The sequence below is a fragment of the Chryseobacterium echinoideorum genome, from assembly GCF_007474535.1.
Lineage (GTDB): Bacteria > Bacteroidota > Bacteroidia > Flavobacteriales > Weeksellaceae > Chryseobacterium > Chryseobacterium echinoideorum.
The window spans coordinates 95,150-118,506 of sequence record NZ_VKNW01000011.1 but is presented as its reverse complement, the minus strand read 5'-3'; the positions used below and the strand labels follow the sequence as shown (position 1 = coordinate 118,506).

The 23,357-nt window shown below is 35.4% G+C and carries 16 protein-coding genes; 11 read left to right on the top strand and 5 right to left on the bottom strand.

Annotated elements, in window-relative coordinates:
• Window positions 1-75 precede the first annotated feature (75 nt).
• Both FOL89_RS14505 and FOL89_RS14500 read left to right on the top strand, forming a co-directional pair.
• The gene (locus FOL89_RS14505; protein WP_394344721.1) at window positions 76-633 is read left to right on the top strand and encodes an NAD(P)H-dependent oxidoreductase; all 558 of its coding nucleotides are present in this window, start codon (window positions 76-78) and stop codon (window positions 631-633) included.
• A 1-nt stretch (window position 634) separates the two neighbouring features.
• Window positions 635-2,515, top strand: coding sequence for a monovalent cation:proton antiporter-2 (CPA2) family protein (locus FOL89_RS14500; protein WP_144283513.1), 1,881 nt, complete (start codon window positions 635-637; stop codon window positions 2,513-2,515).
• Between the two features lies 1 nt (window position 2,516).
• On the opposite strand, the gene FOL89_RS14495 is transcribed toward FOL89_RS14500, so the two are convergent.
• Complete coding sequence (locus FOL89_RS14495; RefSeq protein WP_144283512.1) at window positions 2,517-3,326, bottom strand: head GIN domain-containing protein; 810 nt, start codon at window positions 3,324-3,326, stop codon at window positions 2,517-2,519.
• A 142-nt stretch (window positions 3,327-3,468) separates the two neighbouring features.
• On the opposite strand from FOL89_RS14495, the gene FOL89_RS14490 reads away from it, so the two are divergent.
• The 6 genes from FOL89_RS14490 (at window position 3,469) to FOL89_RS14465 (ending at window position 12,118) form a co-directional block, all read left to right on the top strand.
• The gene (locus tag FOL89_RS14490; protein ID WP_144283554.1) at window positions 3,469-5,610 is read left to right on the top strand and encodes a M3 family metallopeptidase; all 2,142 of its coding nucleotides are present in this window, start codon (window positions 3,469-3,471) and stop codon (window positions 5,608-5,610) included.
• A 187-nt stretch (window positions 5,611-5,797) separates the two neighbouring features.
• Complete coding sequence (locus tag FOL89_RS14485) at window positions 5,798-6,961, top strand: T9SS type A sorting domain-containing protein (RefSeq protein ID WP_144283511.1); 1,164 nt, start codon at window positions 5,798-5,800, stop codon at window positions 6,959-6,961.
• 132 nt (window positions 6,962-7,093) lie between these two features.
• Window positions 7,094-9,742, top strand: coding sequence for a 4-alpha-glucanotransferase (locus FOL89_RS14480; RefSeq protein WP_144283510.1), 2,649 nt, complete (start codon window positions 7,094-7,096; stop codon window positions 9,740-9,742).
• A gap of 138 nt (window positions 9,743-9,880) precedes the next feature.
• Window positions 9,881-10,825 carry a hypothetical protein gene (locus tag FOL89_RS14475; RefSeq protein ID WP_144283509.1) on the top strand — a complete coding sequence of 315 codons (945 nt, stop codon included), beginning with the start codon at window positions 9,881-9,883 and terminating at the stop codon, window positions 10,823-10,825.
• A 187-nt stretch (window positions 10,826-11,012) separates the two neighbouring features.
• Window positions 11,013-11,462, top strand: a complete 450-nt coding sequence (locus FOL89_RS14470) for a hypothetical protein (protein WP_144283508.1) — start codon at window positions 11,013-11,015, stop codon at window positions 11,460-11,462.
• 146 nt (window positions 11,463-11,608) lie between these two features.
• Entirely contained in the window at window positions 11,609-12,118 is a 510-nt protein-coding gene (locus tag FOL89_RS14465) for a ferritin (protein WP_144283507.1), read from the top strand.
• Between the two features lie 70 nt (window positions 12,119-12,188).
• Here the strand turns inward: FOL89_RS14465 and FOL89_RS14460 are convergent, their stop codons facing one another.
• Complete coding sequence (locus tag FOL89_RS14460) at window positions 12,189-15,329, bottom strand: UvrD-helicase domain-containing protein (protein WP_144283506.1); 3,141 nt, start codon at window positions 15,327-15,329, stop codon at window positions 12,189-12,191.
• 183 nt (window positions 15,330-15,512) lie between these two features.
• Between FOL89_RS14460 and FOL89_RS14455 the strand changes: the two genes are divergently transcribed.
• Window positions 15,513-16,259 (top strand): hypothetical protein, encoded by a 747-nt coding sequence (locus tag FOL89_RS14455; protein WP_144283505.1) that lies wholly within the window; start codon window positions 15,513-15,515, stop codon window positions 16,257-16,259.
• 48 nt (window positions 16,260-16,307) lie between these two features.
• Here the strand turns inward: FOL89_RS14455 and FOL89_RS14450 are convergent, their stop codons facing one another.
• From FOL89_RS14450 to FOL89_RS14440, 3 genes are read right to left on the bottom strand one after another with little or no spacing between them, the layout of a single operon-like run.
• Window positions 16,308-16,820, bottom strand: coding sequence for a GNAT family protein (locus FOL89_RS14450; RefSeq protein ID WP_144283504.1), 513 nt, complete (start codon window positions 16,818-16,820; stop codon window positions 16,308-16,310).
• A gap of 4 nt (window positions 16,821-16,824) precedes the next feature.
• The gene (locus tag FOL89_RS14445) at window positions 16,825-17,046 is read right to left on the bottom strand and encodes a PspC family transcriptional regulator (RefSeq protein WP_076449725.1); all 222 of its coding nucleotides are present in this window, start codon (window positions 17,044-17,046) and stop codon (window positions 16,825-16,827) included.
• On the bottom strand, window positions 17,039-18,313 hold the full coding sequence (locus FOL89_RS14440; protein WP_144283553.1) for a DUF2851 family protein: 1,275 nt from the start codon (window positions 18,311-18,313) through the stop codon (window positions 17,039-17,041). The genes FOL89_RS14445 and FOL89_RS14440 overlap by 8 nt, the downstream gene beginning before the upstream one ends.
• Before the next feature lie 585 nt (window positions 18,314-18,898).
• Between FOL89_RS14440 and FOL89_RS14435 the strand changes: the two genes are divergently transcribed.
• Both FOL89_RS14435 and FOL89_RS14430 read left to right on the top strand, forming a co-directional pair.
• Window positions 18,899-20,521: a T9SS type A sorting domain-containing protein gene (locus FOL89_RS14435; RefSeq protein ID WP_144283503.1), complete on the top strand. Its 1,623-nt coding sequence runs from the start codon at window positions 18,899-18,901 to the stop codon at window positions 20,519-20,521.
• Window positions 20,522-20,527: 6 nt separating this feature from the next.
• Window positions 20,528-23,356 (top strand): hypothetical protein, encoded by a 2,829-nt coding sequence (locus tag FOL89_RS14430; protein WP_144283502.1) that lies wholly within the window; start codon window positions 20,528-20,530, stop codon window positions 23,354-23,356.
• The last annotated feature ends 1 nt before the right edge of the window (window position 23,357 follow it).

Sequence of the window (23,357 nt, the reverse complement as noted above, 5' to 3'; positions counted from 1 at the left end):
GGAAAATAAATTTACATCAGCTTTATTTTCTCTGATTAAAATTTTCACTAAACTTACCTTTGCCATTCATATTTTATTCATTTTTCATTATATTTACGAAAAACGAGTTGTATGAAGAAAACGCTGGTTATTTTTGCTCATCCTTATCTTGAACATTCCAATTCAAACATAGAACTCATCAACTTCTATGTTCGTCATCAGCATTTTACCCTTAGAGATCTATATGAAGAATACCCCGACTTTCATATTGCCGCTTTCAGAGAAAGAAAAAGGCTTCAAAGTTATGATCGTTTTATTTTTCAGTTTCCGATCATCTGGTTCGGAGTTCCACCTTTACTGAAGTTATGGATTGACGAAGTTTTTGACCGTAACTGGCTGAATGAGGGCGAAGTTAATCCGTTAGAAAATAAAGAAGTTTATATTGTGGTTACCACCGGAGGCAAAGAAAGATCCTTCTCCAAAGAGGGTACATACAAATATACAATTGACGAAATCATCAGCGGACTTATTGTATCACTGAATGTTTTTAAAGCCAATATAAAAGACATAACGATCGTTTACGAAGCCAATAAATTATCAAAAAAAGAAATCATTTTACAGAAAAAGAAATTTGTAGCAACCCTGAATCAATAATATGGAAAACACTTTAGCGATGAACACCCTTTTATTCTTAGGTGTAGCCATCATTATGGTTCCGCTTGCAAGGAAATTGGGTTTAAGCTCGGTCATCGGATATATTTTAGGCGGCATCATCATTGGTCCCTATGTTTTGAAACTGACAGGAAATGATGTGAACGATATCATGCACGCCAGTGAATTTGGGGTAATTATGCTGCTTTTTTTGGTTGGGCTGGAATTAGAACCCAGAAAATTCTGGGAGATGAGAAAAAAAATTATCGGTTTGGGACTTACTCAGATGGTATTAACTATCTCTATACTTTTTCTGATTTTTATCTGGGCAGGCTGGAAAGTAGATAAATCTATTGCAATTGCTATGTGTTTTGCACTTTCTTCCACCGCAATTGTACTTCAGACCTTACAGGAGAAAAATAATCTGAAAACCACAGCAGGTGAAGCATCTTTTTCCACTCTGCTATTTCAGGATATTGCTGTGATTCCCATTTTGGCAATTTTGCCTGTAATTGCTAATTATAAAGCAAGACATCAGGACAATGAAGTACAGATTCTCATTCAGAAACTCCCGGAATGGCTTCAGGCAGGTACGGTAATTTTTGGGGTTATCATTTTAATTTTATTAGGAAGATACGTTTTTGTTCCGTTTTTAAGATATGTTTCGAAAGCGGGAATGACTGAGCTTCTCACCGCTTCATCACTTTTTCTCGTTATCGGAGTTTCAGAGTTGATGGTTGCCATCGGCATTTCTCCGGCTTTAGGAGCTTTCTTGGCAGGCGTGATGCTGGCAAACAGTGAATTCCGTCATGAGCTTGAAGCGCAGATTAATCCGTTTAAAGGTTTATTGCTTGCCGTATTTTTTGTAAGTGTGGGTTCTACGATGAATTTCAATGTCATTCAGCATGATGCAGCCTTTATTTTCAGTACTGTTTTTGTAGTTCTTGCTGTAAAATTTCTGGTATTGTTTGCAATTGGTAAATTTTTTAAGCTTGATAATCCACAGACTTTATTTTATGCGTTTGCACTTTCACAGGTAGGAGAATTTGCTTTTGTACTCATCAATTACGCTTCTGATCTTTATCTTTTCGGAGCAGAGCTTAATGCTCAGCTAATGGCTGTATCGGCAATTACGATGTGTATTACCCCCATACTTTTAATCATTAATGATAAAATCATCACTCCAAGATTTATCAAAGAAATCCCCGACTCTGATTCTGACTTTAATATTCTTGAGAAAAACATTGACCAAAAGAAAATTATCATCGTAGGTTTCGGACATTTTGGAAGCACTGTAGGAAGACTCCTCAAAGCAAACAAAGTAACAGCAACAGTTCTAGACAGAGATTCAGATCGTGTAAAAATGCTCAGAAGTTATGGTTTTAAAGTATATTATGGTGACGCAACCCATCTTCCTGTTTTGAGAGCTGCAGGAATTGAAGATGCAAAGATTCTGGTGTTGTGTCTGGATGACCCCGAAATGAATAAATTTGTCGCAGATGTAGTAAGAGAGCAATATCCTAATGTAAAAATATTCGTTCGTGCCAAAAATAGGATTGATGCATATGACTATCTTGATAATGGAATAGAAAATATTTACCGCGAAACTTTAGGAACTGCGGTAGATATGGCAGTAGATGTACTGCACGAAACGGGAATGAGAAAATATGCCGCAAGAAGATTAGGGCAAAGATTTATGGCTATTGACAAAGCATCGGTACGGAGATTAGCAAAAACGGATAAAGATGAAGAAATGCATATTTTTACCACAAAAGAAATCCTCCAGATTGAGGAGGATTTATTGGCTTTTGATAATCTGAATTTTGACCGCAAAGATTGGGAAACATTAGCTTCAGAAGACGAAGAAACTGATAATCATCATTAAATTACTGTAAACTTACACTTCCACCACTGCTTTCTTCTTTAGCAATTGTCGTAACATTTCCTTTTTTAATACCGTTTACACTTCCACCCGAGGAAGCGTGACCTTCAAATTTCGAGACCACTCCGACTTCTATGCTTGCGCCGCTGGAAGATTCTGCCTTTACAAGATCTGCAGTCATTTCTTTTGCCGAAATATCACTTCCTGAAGATGCCTTCAGCTCTGCAGATTTAGCTTTCCCCGACATCTCGACAGTTCCTGCAGAAGACGCTTCAACAGAAAGGTTTACTGCCCATATCTTTCCTGTGAAACTGCCGCTGCTTGCAGCATCAATTGTCAATTCGTTGGCCTCCAGTTTTCCTGATATTTGTCCTGAACTTGAGACTTCCAAGTCTGTTTTATCCTGAGTAAACTGATCTTTAACCACAATATCAGCCGCTGAATTAGCAACAAGTTTTATGAAATCTTTTGTGTAAATTTTAGCTTTTACTTTTGTACTGTTTATCACACGGAATCCTCTTTTATAGTGAATATGGAGTTCAGTTCCATCATTATCAACCAAAACTTCGTCAATAATATTTGCAGGAGCAGAAATAACTACTTTTTCCACATCAGACTTTATAACTTCAGCTTCAATTGCCTGAGAAACTTCAATTTCATCGAAATCTCCGGCAAATTCTTTTTGCTTTAAAGGTCCATGATCAGAATTGGTAATATCAGGAAGCCAGTTATTTTTTTGTTCCCTGTTATCATTTTTATTACAGGAAGCCATCAAAACAAGCCCTGAAAAAAGTAAAATTGCACTACATTTCATGATATGATGTTTAAAAGTTTAGTTTTTAATATCTTTATACTTTAATAACAACTAAAATATGAAATCTGTTACAATTGGCAGCAAAATGCTAATTAAAAGTTTCTTGATTTCATATATTATTCAAAAAATAAAGTAGATGTATATAAAAAACATTTCCTCAGCACTGCTAATTTCTGTTTTAGCATTTAATTATTCATGCACCACAATGAAAACACCCGACACTCAAAAAGAAATTCCTGTTCCTGACGCTTCGCTTTCCTCAAACCCTTTAATGAAGAAAAGCAAACTTCAATACGAAGCTCCGGAGTTTGACAAAATTAAAGATGAACATTTCAAACCCGCTTTTGAATTTGGTTTAAAACAACATGATGCGGACATTTTGAAGATTGCTAATAATCCCGAAAAAGCAACCTTCGAAAATACGCTTGTAGCTCTTGAAAAAAGCGGCGAAGTTTTAAAAAGAGCCGTGATTGTTTTCTCAAACCTTACAAGTGCAAACACCAATCCTGCTTTACAAGCTTTAGACGAAGAATATGCTCCAATTTTTGCGGCTCATTCTGACAAAATGTACCTGAATGAAAATCTTTATCAAAGAATAAAATCAATTTCAGAAAATGGTTTAGATTCGGAAAGTAAAAGGCTGCTTCAATATTACAAGCAAAATTTTGAAATTGCAGGTGCAAATCTTTCTGCAGCCGACAAAGAGAAACTAAAACAAATCAACCAGGAGCTTGCCTCTCTTTCTACTCAGTATTCCAACAAATTACTGGAAGCAAGAAAGCAGGGCGGGGTTTTCTTCACTGATGTAAAAGAACTTGACGGACTTTCAGCTGATGAAATTGCAGCTGCTGCAAATGACGCAAAAAATGCAGGAAAACCGGGACAATACCTTCTTACATTACTTAATACGACACAACAGCCTCTTCTGCAAAATCTCAATAACAGAGCAACAAGAGAAAAACTTTTTAAAGCATCGTGGGAAAGAGCAGAAAAAAACGATGGGAATGACACAAGAGAAACCATTGAAAAACTAGCTGCTTTAAGACTTAAAAAAGCGCAGGTTTTAGGTAAGAAAAGCTTTTCCGAATGGAAACTTCAGGATCAGATGGCAAAAACTCCAGATGCTGCAGTGAAACTAATGAATCAGCTGGCTATCCCTGCTGTAGAAACGGCAAAACGTGAATCTAAAGATATTCAGGATCTGATTGATCAGCAAAAAGGCGGCTTCAAACTACAGCCTTGGGATTGGAATTATTATGCTGAACAGGTAAGAAAAGCCAAATTTGATCTTGACGAAAGCGAGATTAAACCTTATTTTGAAATCACAACGGTACTCGAAAAAGGTGTTTTCTTTGCTGCTGAAAAGTTTTACGGGCTCACCTTCAAAAAAAGAACAGATCTCCCTGTTTATCATCCCGATGTAGTAACTTATGAAGTTTTTGACCATGATGGAAAATCTCTGGCAATTTATTATCTTGATTTTTATACCAGAGACTCTAAAAATGGGGGCGCTTGGATGAGCAATTTTGTGGAACAATCTTATCTTTTAGGAACAAAACCTGTGATTGTCAACTGCTACAACTATCAGAAACCTGCAACAGGAAAACCATCATTAATTAGTTTTGATGATGTAGAAACCATTTTCCATGAATTCGGACACTCTATTCACGGGATGTTTGCGAGCCAAAAATACCCATCTCTTTCAGGAACAAATGTACCGAGAGATTTCGTTGAATTTCCTTCACAAATCAACGAACACTGGGCTTTGGACCCGGTTGTGTTAAAAAACTATGCGCTTCATTACGAGACAAAAAAGCCAATACCTCAGAGTTTAGTTGACAAAATTAAAAAAGCTTCAACTTTTAATCAGGGATATATGACAACCGAACTTGTTTCTGCGGCTTCTCTGGATATGGATTGGCATTCTGTAACCAGTGAAACACAGCTTCTGCCTGTGCTGGATTTTGAAAAACAATCTTTAGTAAAACACGGTTTTACCTTAGCAACTGTTCCGCCAAGATATCATACTCCATATTTTGCGCACATTTGGGGCGGTGGTTATTCAGCAGGATATTATGCTTATTTATGGTCTGAAACTTTAGACAGCGATGCATGGGAATGGATTGAAAAAAATGGTGGACTTACCCGAGAAAATGGCGACCGATTCAGAAAATACATTCTTTCTGTAGGAAATTCTGTAGATCTTAACCAGGCATTCAGAGATTTTACAGGACACGATCCGGATATCAAACCTTTATTAAGAAACAGAGGCTTTATCAAATAACTTTTTTAAAAGCATTCAATTATTTGGATGCTTTTATTTTTGATGAAAGTAAAAAAATATCAGAAGATCAAATACAGTTTAATTGATTTTTAAAAATTTTCAATTAATTTTTCTGTTTATTTCATCTAATCTAAAAAATATGTAACTTAGTCATACTAAAATGATTAATTATAAAATATATAAACTTATGAAAAAACATTTATTCCCTATTCTTTTAGTCTTGCTTGGAAATGCAGTGAATGCACAACAAGATTTTTTCGCACTTACCGGTAAAGATTCTCCAAGAATTGAATTCAATGATTTCCGTGCGATAAATACAGACGGAACATCCGGTGAAATTGTTTTCGGATTTTCTTCATCTGCTAATATTATTTCACAATCAAGAAAATCATCGGTTTCGGAAGATAAAAATTCTTATCATAACGCTCAGGCAACAAACCTTGCCGCTTTAGCGTATGATTCTTCAGGAGATAATCTGGTTTATATGCCGATGTTTTCTTCAAACATCTACGTTTTAAACCAAAAAACTAAAGAAATAACCTTGGTTGAAAATAATATTGCAAGAGTGACATCTTGTGATATCAATTCTCACATTACAAGAATGACAGCAGGATATAACGGAAATATGTATGCTATCAACAATTCAGGAACACAGTTTATTGAGATCAGTAAAAAAAACGGTCAGTTTACAGTAAAAGATCTTGGCATCATCAAAGATGATATATCTAACGGTAAAAATTCTTTTACTGCAATGGAAACAGGCTTTGGCGGAGATATGATTGCTGATGCCGACAATAATTTCTATGTCTTTTCTGTTTCAGGAAATGTCTTTAAAATTTCAACAGAAGAACTAACTGCAAAATTTGTAGGAAAAATCACAGGATTACCCGAAACATATTCTGTAAATGGCGCAGCGGTAAATTCTAAAGGAAATATTGTGGTAGCAAGTGCAAAAGGTGCTCCTATGTATGAATTCAGCTTAAATACGCTTGAGGCAAAACAACTTTCCGGAGGACAGAATCTTCATATTTATGATTTGGCGAGCCGATATTTTGCCAATGAAAAAGTTATGCAGGCAAATATAATGGCAAACATTGATGTTTACCCTACAAAAGTTGAAGATCAGACAATCACCATAAATGTAAACGACAAAAATATCAAAGGAAATATCAAGATAACTTTATTTGATGTTTCAGGCAAATCTGTTTTCAAATCTAATCTTTCAGTAAAAGATGGTGTGCTGAATCACCAGATTCAGTTGAGAAATTTTGCTGTAGGTACTTACATCGTAAATATCTCAGAAGACTCGGGAAAAATTTTATTCTCTAAGAAAATTTTAATTGCAAAATAAAAATCAGAACAATATTTAATACTTCACAGCCTTTTTTCAATTTTCGGGAAAAGGCTTTTTTTATCTTAAATTTGATTAAACAAGTCTTTATTTTTAAAATTTAAACCGTATTTTTAGACAAAAATATATGAGATGAAATTGTATTTTAACCTTAATTACTACACAAAACCGGGTGAAAATCTAGAGCTTATCAGCCATGAAAAAGATACTGCAGAAAAAGTCCACAAAATGTTTCATACCGGAAATGGTGAATGGAAATGCGAAATAGATTTTTTTTCTAAAAATATAGAATATCACTATCAGTTAACTGATGACAAAGGAAAAATTCTTAGAGCAGAACCCGTAAAGCACTACCATGTTTTCCCTCACAACTATAAAGAATTCCTGATTTTTGATGAATGGAATTCCAAAAACCTTCCGGAAAATTATCTCAACAATAAAATTTTAAAAAATAAACTCCAGCAAAAAGCGTCAAAGAAAAATTCTATTTTAAAGAAACACACGCATCTCTTTAAAATAGAAGCTCCGCTTTATAATCCTGATTGGGAAATTGCGCTCATTGGAAACACTCCCTCATTAGGAAACTGGAGTTATGACCAAGCAATTCGCTTAACTCAGACAGATTTTGGCATTTGGGAAGCAGCAGTTGAAATACCTGAAAATTATCTTATTGAATACAAGTACTGTATTTTCGACAAAAAACTTCAGAAAATAATTGATGTAGAAACTGGTGATAACAGATCTGCACTTCCCAACAGCCAGAAAGAAGTATTGCAGGTGATGTCTAATCATTATTTCAGGTTTAAATCTTACCAGATGTATCGTGCAGCGGGAGTTGCTGTACCTGTTTTTTCACTTCGGACAGAAGAGGGTTTCGGAGTCGGAGAATTTTTAGATTTGAAAAAACTTGCTGACTGGGCTAAGAATACTTCGCTTGAAATTATACAGATTCTGCCCATCAATGATACCACCGCAAACTATACATGGACAGATTCCTATCCCTATGCTGCTGTTTCGGTGTATGCTTTGCATCCGCAATATATTTCATTGGAACATCTTGATTTTAAAATACCAAAAAATTTAGAAGAGAGTTTTGCTAAGGAAAAGGAACATCTAAATTCGTTAGAACTCATTGATTACGAAAAAATGATTGCTTCCAAGTGGAAATATCTAAAGTCTATTTTCACTACCGAGAAAGAGAAAATTTATAAAGACAGAAATTTTAAAAAATTCCTTAAAGATAACGAAAGCTGGCTCCTTCCCTACTCTGCTTTTTGTGTTTTGAGAGATAAATATAAATCGCCGAATTATAATATCTGGAAAACTCACAAAAAATATATTGCCGGAAAAATTGCACCTTTTTTTAATGCAAAAAACAAAGATTATGATGCCGCCATGCTGCATTCGTGGGTACAATATCAACTTGATAAGCAGCTGAAAAATGCTGTTGGATATATTCACAGTCTCGGCATTTCTCTGAAAGGAGACTTACCGATAGGAATCTACCGGTATTCTGTAGAAGCCTGGACCGAACCTGAGCTTTTCGGAATGGATTTTCAGGCTGGGGCACCACCAGATCAGTTCACCGAAATTGGTCAGAACTGGGAATTTCCTACTTATAACTGGGAAGCGATGAAAGCAGACGGTTATCAATGGTGGAAAAACCGCTTCAAAGCTCTTGAACAGTATTTTGATGCCATGAGAATAGATCATATTCTCGGTTTTTTCAGAATCTGGAGAATGCCGGTTTCTGCAACACAAGGTATTTTGGGTTATTTTTATCCCGCAATTCCTGTCACTTGGGATGAGTTTAAAGCCCGTCATATTCCTTTTGATTTTGAAAGATACTGCAAGCCTTATATCAACGATGATATTTTATGGAAGTATTTTGGAGACCAGACCGGAAAAGCACTTGATTTTTTAGAAAGAAAATCAGATGGTACTTATCAGTTTAAAGAAAATTTTAATACACAAAGAAAAATTTCAGAACACCTTCAGGGTAAAATGGATAGTTTTTCCGGTCAACTGATTACACTTTGTGCCAATGTATTGTTTCTTACCGAAGAGAGAAATGGAGAAACGGTTTATCATCCGAGATTTAATGCATTCAAAACAGAGTCTTACCATTTTCTTTCTGACTGGGAAAAAACTTCTGTATATGAATTATATCAGGATTACTTCTTCAAACGTCAGGATTATTTATGGAAACAAAGTGCAATGGAAAAACTTCCTGTTATTCTGAATGCAACCGATATGCTGATTTGCGGAGAAGACTTGGGACTGGTTCCCGATTGTGTTCCTGAAGTGATGGATGAGCTTGCCATTGTTGCACTTAAAGTACAGAGAATGCCTTCAGAAAACATTCCGTTTTATAATCCTAAAAGCGCTGATTATATGAATGTTGTGACGGCATCTTCTCATGACAGCTCAACACTCAGACAATGGTGGAAAGAAAACCCATCTTTAACTCAAAAATATTTTAATCAACAGCTCGGTCAGTTTGGAAAAGCACCAGAAAATCTGGAGCCATATTTGGCAGAAATCATCATGAAACAGCATCTTTATAATGATGCAATGTTGGCTATTTTCCCTATTCAGGAATTTTTTGCAACAGATGAAAATCTCATTAACGAAAAGATTGATAACGAAAGAATTAATAATCCGGCAGTATTTCCGCACTATTGGCGATACAGAATGCATTTAAAACTGGAAAATATTATTAATTATTCAGAATTTAATAATAAAATATCAGCTTGGGTAAAAGACAGCGGAAGAAATTAGAAAAATATTTAACCTGATTATCAATCACTTAAAAATTTATCATATTGAAGTTTTATCTTAGGATTTAACTTCTTTTTTTTATCTGCATCAAAAAGACAAGAACGAAAGTTTTTATTTAACCAATTAATTACTGAAAAAATGAAAAGAATATTTATAGGATTTGCACTTAGCTTAGCAACTTTAGCATTTGCTCAGCAATATCCAAACAACGGATGGGGTAATGATGGATATTACGGAAATAATGATGGGTATTACAGTGATGAAGATGACAGGAGCTTTTTTCCGGATGACTATTATTACAACTATCCGCAAGATTATTATCCTCAGGATTATTACCAAAGCTATTATAATGACTACAGACAAAGCATTATCAATATCAACTGGAATCGTTTTTTTGTACAGCACAGACTCAATCGCTGGCAAATAGACCAGATTCTGTATCTGAACAATTTATACTCCAGTTTTGCAGCTTGGAATAATTTCTACAGATACAATCCTGACAGATGGTACTATGACAGATATTATGCAATGGAAAGAATCTTAGGACCGAGAGTTTTTGTAGTTTTCCAGAATAATTTTTATCAGGGCACTCATCCGATTGTCTATTTTCAGAATTACAGAAGAACGTATTATACTCCGAGATTCAGAGTAACTCCGCGCTATAGAAATGTAAACATCAATATCTATCGTGTAGATAGAAACAGTTTCAGACGTGCAGACAATCCTACACTGAATGTCGTAAAAAACTCAGGGTTCCGAAATGGAAACGGTAATTCTTCAGGATTCCGAAATGATAGTGGAAGCACAAGATCCAATAACGGATTCAGAAATTCTGATAACAGCGGATCTAGAAATAAATCTAATAATGGCGTAAGAAATAACAGTGGATTCAGAAATAACGAACCCAGAAACAATGGCGGAATGAGAACTGAAAATTTACCATCAAGAAATAATGATGGTTTCAGAAGCCAGCCAAAAAGAGAAAATTCAAACCCAAGAATTCAGAATAATACTCCAAGACAGGAAAATAAAAGAAGTGAAGGAAGAGGTTCCGGATTCAGAGGGAATTTAGTAAGAAATTAGTTTTTTTAGTTTTTCATATATTATATTTGAGTGGTGTTGAGAGTGGATATTTTTATTCACTCTCTTTTAATTAAAACAATATATTAAATATTTTTCAATAAAATTTAACTTATTTTATGAATTTAATTTTTAACCTTTTCTAAAATTTCTTATCAAAAAGATATAACAACAAAATAAATCATAACACATGAAAAAATTAGTATTAGCGTTATTTTTAGCTACAGGAAGTTTAGCAATAGCGCAGACAAAGCAGGATGGAAGAAAATTTAATAAAGAAGAAATGCAGCAAAAAATGCAGATGAAGGAACAGGAAAGAATGGCTGAAATGCAGAAAGAACTGAACCTGAATCAGGCACAAGTTGATAAAATAAAAAATCTTCACGAAAAACGCAAAGCCGAAATGAAGGCTGAGTTTGAGAAAAACAAAGGGGAGAGACAGGCAAAAATGGAACGCATGAAAGCCAGAAAGCAGCAAATGGATAATGAGATGAAAAACATTCTTTCTAATGAACAGTATGAAAAATGGCAGGTTTCCAGAGAAGCAAAAATGAAGGAAAGAAAAGCAATGATGAAGGAAAAAAGAGCGAATGGTGAAAGAAAAATGATGCAGAAACGACAGTCAGGTATGACGATGTAATTGAATTAGAGAGTTTATAATTTTGATTTTTAATGTTAGAGGACAGGATTTTTTCCTGTCCTTTTTGTATTCATTCTAAAACTAAATTTGAACCAAAACTTTTGATTTTGCCTTTTAATCAGTAATTTTGAATATAAATTTATATTATGGTAAGTGAAAAAATTGCACAGCTCATCAACGAGCAGATAGCTCATGAGCAATATGCAGCACAATATTATCTTTCAATGTCTGCTTGGTTTTCAGCAAAAGATCTGGACGGAATTGCCAATTATTTCCGTGTACAAAGCAAAGAAGAGCTGATGCATGCCGATAAAATGTTTGATTACCTGAATGATGTTGGAGGGGAAATAATTTTAGGCGAAATTCCAAAACCGCCTCACAGCTTTTTAAGTGCAACAGATATTTTCGAGAAAGCTCTGGAGCATGAGAAAAAAGTTACGAAAAGCATTTTCAACATCGTTAAAAACGCTAATGATGAAGGAGATTTTGCTACAACATCATTTTTACAGTGGTTTATCAATGAGCAGGTAGAAGAAGAGGCAAGCGCATCTCAGTTGGTTACTAAAATCAAAATGGTTTGTGACAATCCTTCTGCTCTGTACCTTTTTGATCAAGAATTGGCAAAAAGAGTTTTTTCTCCTGATACAACGGCATAAAAACAGATACTTTAAGGATATAATTTCGGCGGAGCCTTTGGCTCCGCCGAAATTTTTGAAATAGCAAAACTTACAGATATATCAGCTTCGTTTTCAAAACTTTTCTACCCAGCTTTTCCAGAACATATTTATAATTTTCGATCTGTCTTTCGTCTTTCTCTTTTGGCTGACCGGTTTTAAAATCTAAAATAACATACCCTTCGTCATTTTGCAGAATACGATCAGGACGATAGATTTGGCTGATTCCGTTTTCAGTAATCATGATATCTTTTTCGTTGATGACTTTCCATTTTTCATCAAAAAATTCAGAATAAGTTGTAATGATTTTTATTAAATCTGATTCAATCTCAGCTTTTTCATCAAGCGTAATCTGACCTTTCAAAACATAGGCTTGCAAAACTTTATCTATATCTTTTCGGTTATTAATTTTAGAAAGCAGCTCATGTACAAAAAGTCCGATTCTTACGTTTTCATTTCTTACCTGATAGTTTTTTGACGGAGTCGCTATTTTTACAGAATCAGTTTCTTCGTGTTGGTTACGTAACTTTTGAATATTTTGTGTTGTAAACTCAGAATAAGGATGATCAATTTGTTTTTTCAGCATTTCAGGATCAGTTTCATAAAGATCAAACTCATCTAGATTCTGATGATTTTTAGACTGAACAAATTCCAGGATTTCCAGATTATTGGATGTTTTGTTTTGCTTCTGAAGATAAAAGAATAACTGCTCTACAGGTCTTGTCGTTGCTACGTATTGCAAACACAGTCTGTCAACCAGATTTTTATATGAGTTTTCAAGATTAAATTTTTCAATCCCCTCATCGTATGCTTCGAGATTTTTGCTGAATTGGTTAATATTTACCGATTTTAAAACATTTTCGGCATCTGTTTCAAACCAGTTACTGAATTCAGAATCACGATTCTTATTCATCATCGGAATAAAAACCACAGGAAATTCCAGTCCTTTTGCCTTATGAATTGTCATAATCTGAATGGCATCAATATTTTCCGATGCCTGAATGGTATGCTTAGAAGCTTCTTCATCCCAGTATTTCAGAAACTCTTTGGTACTGGCTCCTGCATTTTGTGTGAAATTAAAAAGCATTTCCAAAAAGTTCAGAAGAAAATCGGTTTCTTTATTTTCAAAAGAAAACTCGTTGATATAATATTCTATAAAATTATAAAGATTAAACTTCGGGAATTTATCTTGTCTAAGCTGTAAAAAATATTTTTTTTCTATAAAACTGAGAACTTGTTCATGCTCATTCAATGAAAGAACTTCTTTCATTCCAGAAGTAAAATCCGGCATCATGATTCTTCCCAGCCTATTGAGATAAAACATCATCATAATAAGATGAGGTTTATTTTTAGGATTAGTTTCCCACTTCAGAAATTCCACAACCGCTTTTATGGTATCTGATAATTCCAGCGTAAGACCTTTATCCGAAATAGTCTTAATATTGGTTTCTGTGCCGTTATAATTGACTTTAAGGTTTCCAAGTTTTTGTGAATACGAAAAAATATCAAAATTTCCGCGGCAAAGAATGGTAATATCAGAAAAACGAAATCCGTTATCCAGACATTCCTGAATATCTTTCTGCATTTTTTCAGAAACATCCTCGTAAAACTCTTCATTGGTTAAATTTTCAACCAAATTAACTTTTACTCTTCCCTCAATAGAAGATTTGGGATTCTGTTCTCCATCAGATCCGAAAATCTGCCGGTGCTCATCATGAAGATCCTGAGAATGAAAATGATACAATTCATTATTAAATTTCACAATATTTATTGCACTGCGCCAGTTATCTTTCAGCACAAGCAAGTCTGCCTGCTTAGGTGAAACTTCTTTATTATTGATAATATCAAGCATCAGCTTGCTTTCACCACCACGAAAACGGTAAATACTCTGTTTCGGATCTCCCACCAAAGTAAAAGAAGTATTTTCTGTTGAAATACTGTGATCTCTCAGGGGAACAAAATTTTGCCACTGTAATTCTGAGGTATCCTGAAACTCATCAAAAAAATAATGTTGAAACTGAGATCCTACTTTTTCATAAATAAACGCAGACGGCTCGTTTTTCAGATTTTCATTGATTAAAATATTAAACTTTGACAATAAAACCAGGTCATTTTCACTTTCAATTTGTTTAAGCTGATCCTGAATATCTTTATTCACTTTTAAAGGAAGCAATGCCGAGAGAATTTTTTCCTTCTTTTGAGTTTCAATGTACAATAAAATGAGTTTCATCCGGTTTTCAAGAAGCTGTTCCAGAATTTCCGAAATATCCGTTTCTTTATGTTTGGACTTTGCAGAACAGCCTTTCCTGTATTTTTCTACAATAGATTCTTCGGTTGAGCTTGGAAAAGGAAATCCCGGTCTTTTTTTCTCATAAAATTCTACCACTTTTATAAAAAAACCACCCAGTCCGTTTTTTCCCTGCGCAAAATCTTCTACCTCAATATTTCTGCTCTTAAATAATTGTATAGATTCCAGAGCAAGTGCTGAAGATCTTTTTTTATTATCAGAAATCTCTGTTCGCAAATTGTTTTTTATATTTTCATAATTGTGATCATCAAATTCATTATTATCTTTAAGATGTTCGTAATGAATATCTTTTACAAATTCTTTTGCAGAATCATACAGATTTTTATTAAGATTGATTCTCTCATTATTATCAAGACTGTAATCTACATAATCCATAAAAGAATCTGAAATCTTATCGTTTTCACCAATCTGATCCAGCATTTTATCTACCGCTTCAATCAAAAAAGGTTCTGCATCAATTTCCAGATTGAAATTCTTCGCCAAACCCAGCTCGTAAGAAAAACTACGCACCAGTCTTGAATTGAACCGGTCTATTGTTCCGATGTTTAATGTGGAATAATTATGAAGAATATAATCCAGAAGTTTTTTTGATCGATGATGAAGCTCATCCAATGTTATCTTTAAACCTTCATTTTCAAATGCTTTTTGAATATTTTTCAGATCATTATTATCCGTATAATTGTCTGCTGTAAATTTCCCGAGCCAAGAAAGAATTCTTTCTTTCATCTCGTTGGCTGCTTTGTTGGTAAAGGTAAGAGCCAGAATATTTCTGATGATCTGCTGCTGATTGGGGTATCTGAGACAGATCATCAACAGTCTTTGTACAAGAGCATACGTTTTTCCGGATCCGGCAGAAGCATTGATGACTGTATAAGAATTTGACATTTTGAAAGTAAAAGATTTTGTGCAATTTAATTAAAATTTAGCTTAAAATTTTAACATTTGAACCTCAATATTTTAACAGTTTTGTGGTCACAATCAAAAAAAATCCTAAATGCCGTTAAGTCTGGTTAAACTTCAATTTAAAATGAAAAATAATTTTAGCTTTGTCTATCAAAACAATAATCTGTGAAAATTAAACTATTTTTTATTCTTCTTTGTTTTTTCGCTCTAAACGCCAATGCTCAGGAATATATTTTCGGTAAAATTGTAGGCGAACAAAATTTACAGATAACTGACGTTACCGTGATCAATATCCGGACTGACGAAAGAGTTTCCAGCAATAAAGACGGTCATTTTATGATTTCCGGAAGAGCGGGAGACATTTTGAGATTTGTAAAAGTAGGTTTTGACAGACTGGATCAGAAAGTCAGCCCGGAAAATACCAAGTCTCCTTTAAATATTCAGATGACACGATCTGCAACCTTAATTGAGGAAGTTGAAATAAAAAAAGGAATTACCGGAGATCTGAAGAGTGATGCCAACTCGCTCAACGAATCTAAAAAAGTAGCAAAACTGAAAAAAGATATAGCCCAATATATCTCTCAAAAGTCAGATCCAAGAATTTTGGCTGCAAGACCCGGCGAATTTGTACAGCCAAAAGGACAAGGTTTCTCAATAGGAAAGGTAAAAAACAAATGGGATGATCTGGATATGTCAAACTATATTGTTTCTGCATTGGGAACCCAGTACTTTATTGATCTGCAGATTGAGCAGCCGTTTATTTACCATTTTGTAAACTACGTTCTTCAGGGAGGATTTGAAAGAAAAAAGATTCTGAAATACGGCTATATGACCGATGGTGATCTGATGAGATTCCAGAGAGCGGTCTTAACGAGAATTATGTCCTATAAAGCTCCGCAAGGTCAGAAATAATCAGATGAAATTTTTAGGTTCTCTAAAACACCCCGGTTCTAAACAAAATTAATGATAAACGATATCGTAAATTTCATCTTTTATCTGCTGAATATTCTCCGGTTTATAATTGGCTAAAAGCCAAAGCTGAATACTTTTCTTCCCGGTACCGTAACTTGGCTGAATATACATCTCATCAATAAGATTGAAACCGTTCCGATGATAAAAAGAGAATCTTCGTTTGGCATTTTCGTTCAGGCTTTCCGGTTCTATTTCCAGAATGATTCTCGGATAGTTTTTCAGTAAAAATTCTGTAATATGAGAACCCATCTTACGATTTCTGAATTCATCAAAAACTTCAAAATGCTCAACAAAAGTAAACTGAGAAAGTTCCCAGATAATCAGGTAGCCAACATTTTCAGCTTCATCCAAAACAGAGAATACTTTTACTTTTGGATGCACAAAAAGCCGAACAAACTGAAACCATTCTCTTCTCTCATCTTCAGGAAAAGTGGAAGAATAAGAATCAAATATCTTTCTGATTCTATAGTCATCGGCTGAAGTAATTTGCAAAAATTCCATCTCTTTAAAGGTCGAAAACACTTGGTCTTCTTGTAATAAAAATATCTTTTACCCAAAGCGTGAAAGCCAGACCAAGATAGATTAAAAAGAAAAATCCTGCCGTTGCAAATGTAGAATAGATAAAGAATACCCTGAGTTTAGATACAGGAATTCCCAATTTGGCTCCCATTCTGGTAAGAACTCCGAACCATTCACGTTCCATTTTGTGGCGAAGATTATCAAACATGATAAGAATCTTTTAAAATTTTAAATCCGATCCCGCAATTTAAGCAATTTTTCACTTCACAAAAATGTTTGTGGTGATAAATCAGGCTTTGGCTTATTAAAGCATGATCAATTTTTAAGCCTAAATTCTTCCATTGCTGCACGATGGTATTTTTTTCAGCCGGAATTTCCATATAAAAATGGAGAATACGATCTGTAATGCTTTCATTCAGATATTTTTCATAAGTAAATTTCACTGGTAAAACAGCATTAAGAATGATAATTTCAATGAAATCGGAGGTTAAAATTTTAGGATGGCTTAGGGAAGATAACTTTCTAAAGTTGAAGTGATCATCCCAATATTCAGAAGCTTTTATATTGCTAAAGATATGAAACATATCCTCTGTATTTTTAGCTGAAATTATTTTTGAGAATAAACTCTGATGCCTGAAATATAAATCTGCCAACTGAGACAAACGAATCGTTGGAAAATTTGGAGGACGCAAACGGAGAAATTTTGGAGCTATTGTAACTTCAGGAAGATTATATTTTGCTTTTAAAAAATCAAACTCTCTTTTCCATATTTTGGAGGGTTCATCTTCAGGATTCTGAAGCCAGCCTGAAATCCCGAAGAATAACGCTTCCAGCTGCGTTTTATTCTGTCTGATTTTATTAATCATTGTAAAATCAATCGTTTCTGCCAGTTGTTTAAAAACCGCTGCATTAACTTTCAGACCAAACGCATAGGCAACATGATGGAACAATACCGCTTCATAATTGTTTTTATAAATCTTCAGATCCTGTTCTATCATCAGAGATTTTTCTTCCAGCTTTCTCAGCAGATTTTCTTCGTGAAAGCCTACCGGGATTTTATCAGGGCTGAAAATTTTTTCGCAGGGAATAAACTGATTCTCATCCATCAATTTTGCATATTTTCTGAAAACATTTTCATCTGCATAATGTTGGAGTTCAAGTGTGGGAATATTTTTGCTTTTGAGTTCCGGAATATCTGCATCATTCTGAAAAACGACATGAAGAATTATATTTTCATAATCCGGATTTTGAGAGTGCTGATGAAAAATCCAGTCAGAAGATTTGATATGGAGTTCTATATTTCCTGCTAAAATTATATTATTCACTTTAATCTTCGCCATCAGAAAATCCGGTCCGGAATCTGAGTTCCATTTTCCGTAGTCTATAATTTCAATAGAATTGCCATCTATATCTTTAAAATTATAGTCTGTAAAAATCTTGTAGTTCCAGAGATACTGAAGAAGTTTTTCGTTCATCGGGGGTGTTTTTGTCATGAACACTAAATTATTAAAACTATTTTATAAATTTTATTTTTTTATGAAATATAGTGACTTGATCAAAAATATTGGTAGAAATTAAAATGTCATATTTATTCATTCCAAACCCGTCAAGTTTTGTCGCATTAAGGATTTAGCTTTGCAGAGGTAACAATAAAAACTTATTATATGGAGACTTAATGACGATATTTTAAACGCAAAATATTTTCACGCTTTGCGAAGCAATTCATTGCCTTTGCATCTTAAAATAAAACATATTAAAATAATCTTTGCGTGAAATAAAACTTTATTACATGACATTTGATGCATCATTTAACGCAAAGTTTTAAAAAAAAGAATGCTATTCATAAGGAGCAAAGTTGAATCAACAAGTTGATTGATGAAGCGATATTTTCAAGCTTTGCGATGCAATTCATTGCCTTTGCATCTTAAAATTAAACATTTTGAAAATAAATCTTTGCGTGAAACAATCTTAAACCAGTAAAAAAACACAGTGAATTATGCATTCAAAAAATTCATTTATATTTGAAAAATTAAAAAATAAACTATTAAAAAAACACGGCTATGAAAAAACTCTATTCGGGTGCATTTCTTGTATGCACCATGGCTGTATCGCAGGCTCAGGAGGTGATATGGCAGAAAGACATCCAATCCAATACCCAGGATTTTCTTTCACAGGTGACCACCACTATTGATCAGCAATACCTTATTACCGGAAGCAGCATTCAAAGCAGTAAGCTACAAGCTGAAGGCAGTAAGCAGAACAACGGCTACGATTTTCATTTGGTGAAGCTCAACCAACAGGGCGAACAGGTCTGGGAAAAATATTTCGCCGGAAACAACCACGATTACATCCAATCGACCATCAGCACGCAGGACGGAGGTTTTGCGGTGGTCGGAACCACGTTTTCCACAGCCGGACCGGATAAAAAAGACAATTCAAAAGGCGGATCAGACATTTGGTTGATAAGACTGAACGAATTTGGCGATGAGCTTTGGCAGAAAACCATCGGAACCGCTCAGGATGAGGAAGCAAAAGCCATTATTCAGACCACCGATTTCGGATTTCTGGTGGCAGGAAGCGTAAAAAATTCACCTAAAGGTTTCGGTTCTAAAGATGTGACGGTCATCAAGCTTGATAAAAACGGGAAAGAAATCTCGCAGATTATTTTAGGCGGAAAAGGTCTGGATGAGGTGGAAAAAATGATTCCCACTCCGGACGGAGGAGCATTATTGGGAGTCTACTCAAGGAGCGGAAGTGTGGCAGGAAGCCAAAAGCTGGACGCTGGAAGCGTGGTGAAGCAAACCGAAAACTTTGGGGAAGGCGATTACTGGGTCATTAAGCTTAACAAAGACGGAAAAATAGAATGGGAAAAGGATTTCGGCGGAAAGGGTGACGATCATTTAACCACTTTGGCGTTTACTTCATCCGGATACATCATTGGCGGAAGCTCCAGATCAGAAAGATCAGGCAATAAAACCGTGGGAATTGAAGAAGGAACGGATGTTTGGCTCATCTCTTTAAATTCCAGAGGTGAAGAACTATGGCAGAAATCCTACAATTTCGGAAACCGCGATGTCTTGATGGGAATGAATGTGATCAGCGGACGGGAAGCAGGAAGCGAGATGAAGGGAGTGAATGCAACCAAAGGCATCTTATTGGGCGGTTATACGCAGGCGGAAGGCAGAATAGAAGCCAACGACGAGACCTTCTGGATGCTGTACCTTGACCAAAATGGCAACGAGCAGTGGCGGAAATATGTAAAAGGTGAAAAAAGACAGAAAGAAGAAAGATTATCTGATTTAAAGCTGAACAAAGACGGTTCGATTGTTTTGGCGGGAACAAGCGCAGAAGAACTCGGCAAAGAAAACTGGAAAATTGTGAAGCTGGGGGACAGCCAGATTGACCAGCTGATTGAGAAGCAGGATATTCGAATCTATCCTAATCCGGTGAGTGATTACTGTTATGTAGAGATTGGAATGGAATCCGGAAGCTGGAAGCCGGGTGATGGGAAGTCAGAGGCTGAGATCATTATTTACGACATGGGCGGAAGACAGCTGCAAAGCCTGAAAACAAAAAACAGAATCACCAAGATCAACACCCAAAACCTTATTCAGGGAGCCTATCTGGTGGTGGTGAAAACCAATGACAACAAAACTGCGAATGCGAAAATCATTAAAAAATAGATACAGATGAGAAAAATTTTAGTTTTAATAGTGTTTGGTTTTTTAACAAACCTAAAGGCACAAAACGAATCACAGCTGCCCAGCCTGAATATTACAGCTCCTACTGCATCGGGTATTGCCAGTAAAATAAAATCACCTTCGGCAATATCTACCGGAATACCCGATATCGGCATTCCGTTTTTTACCTTGCCGACACATAATAAAAACGTAAGCATCAACATAGGACTGAGCTATCATCCCAATAATACTTTTATGGGAAGCAAGGCAAGCGATGTTGGCTTAGGATGGAATCTAGCAGGAGCTTCAAATGTTATTTACAGAGAGATTAATTCCGGAGGAACTCCTTCGTATAATTACCATTTCAATTTTTTAGGTAAATCAGGAACTTTTCAGTTTTCAAAACATCCTCAATACGGAATATTAGACTTAAAGAAAGTCACAGAGAACCGATATAAAATCACTGTTAATGAAATCGCAACAAATATCTACAATTTTAAAATTGTAGATGAAAATGGGATATCCTATCATTTTGAAACATTGGACAGTTCTTATTACCCGTCAGGTTATGATGTTTTCTCCAGTTTTACAGCATGCTACTATCTGACAAAAATAATTGATACTAATGGTGAAGAACTCGTTCTATTTAATTATCAAGAAGATAGTTACACAATACCAGCCTATCTGGGAGGACCTAACACCTTAATTGTAAAATCACTCAAAGTAAATAATATACTATCTAAAGATTTTGGAAATATTGCTTTCAGCTATAATTTCAATAGCAACGATCGGAAATCTTATCAGGATCCTTTTAAACTGAATTCGATTATTTTAAAAAATACTGCCGGTAAGACAACTGAAAGATACGTGTTTGAAACCATAGACATAGGACAGGAATATCATTTGGGCTATATCGCAAATGGTAATCCAGGACCTTGCGCAATATACGAAAGACAGGGAAAGAGAATGCTCACAAAACTGTATAAATACGGTTCGGGTTCTACATATGAAACAACCCAGTTTACTTATCCTGACTATTTTGACAATCTTTCTTTTGGTAACAATTGGACAGAATATCCCAGCTTAGATCCTATAAATAAATGCTTCAAAGAGGAACATAAAAACCCTAAGTTTCTGGGACAGGCTTTGCTAAAATCTATAAAGTACCCCAACGGTACGGAAGTAAAATATACTTTTGAACCCAATCAATATTATGTAGACAAAAACTTCGCAGGATACTTATTTCCTTATGAAATCAGTGATCGGGATGCTCAATATTTTGAGGAAATAGGCGATTTCGGATTTAACTTTAACAATGGTAATACCTCTATCAGCTTTAACCTGCCTTATAATCCTGATGAACCGGACGGCTATAGTTATCTTTTTGAGCATTTAGCCGTAGGAACGTTATATACAGATGGTCCGTTTCAACCAAGTGATGGTAATTATTTTATCAATGGCGCTATAAGCAATAGTACACAGGATATGTGGGGCTATAAAAAATATCCTCCGGGAAACAATACAATTGTGATTTCCGGAACAGGAGGTACAGGAACGTATCATGTTAAAAGGATACGCTTGAAATCGAATCCTATTGCAAACTATTCCACAGGGAAGGGGGTAAGAATTAAACAAATAGAATTTTTGGAAAACAATGTTGTTAATAGTGCTTTAACCCGAAAATTCAGCTATGGAAAATTTGACGGAAGCATACCGACAAGTGGCTATCTCAATGAAATTGACGGACAGGAGTTTGTTGTTTATAAGAATGTAAAAGAAGTGTTAGGAGAAAATCAGGGTTATACAAAATACTACTACAAAACATTGCACGATCCTGCTGACAGCAGCAGCCCTCCGGCTCCTGCAAATGAGTTACGCAATGTTAATATTTTAGCGAATGGCTTGCTGGAAAAAAGAGAAGTTTATAATGCTGCTCACTTACTGATACAGAGAGACAGTATTCTATCAAAACTATCCCCTCTTTCGTTCTTTGAAGGAGGAGGATCTTTTGACGGACAATACTATGATGCGCTAAGAAACGGTATCGTAGAAGAACAAAAAACAATATCGACAATTTATAACAGCTCCGGCAGTTTTACCAATACTGCTGAAACGGTGCGGGACATGAACCATTATAACGTAAAATACGAAAAAATAACCGGAGCAGACGGTACCGTAACAGAATCCAACATCACATATCCTTTTGGACGGAGCAACAGACTTTGGAATGCGAATATAAGATCAATTCCAGTAATCGTAGAAACCAAAAGAAACGGCACGGTGATTTCCAAGGCAGAAACCAGGTTTGAGGATGTCACACACTTTTATCCTACCTCGCAGATCAGCTTTTTGCCGGATAATCTTTCGCAGTCGCTAAAAAATGTTTCGTATGACCTTTATGACGATAAAGGCAATCTTGTGCAGTTTACCGCTTTTCCGGAAGTAGGTTCAGCGGGAGTTCCCACCACCATTATTTACGGATACAATAAAACCATGCCGATTGCCAAAATAGAAGGGGCAAAACTGTCGGATGTTCCTTCTTCGCTGATTACTGCTATTGTCAGCGCATCCAACGAAGATGCCAATGCACCGGCTGCTCAGGAAGAAGCCAAAGAACAGGCTTTGATTGCTGCGCTGAATACTTTCAAAAACAATGCTGCGCTTGAGAACTTCATGGTGACCTGCTATACCTACAATCCTTTGGTGGGAATTACCACTACCATTCCGCCTAACGGGATGATGGAGCTGTACAAATACGATTCTTTCAACAGACTGCTGAAAGTAGTTGACGTCAATGGCAATACCGTAAAAGAACACCAGTATAACTACAAACAGTAGG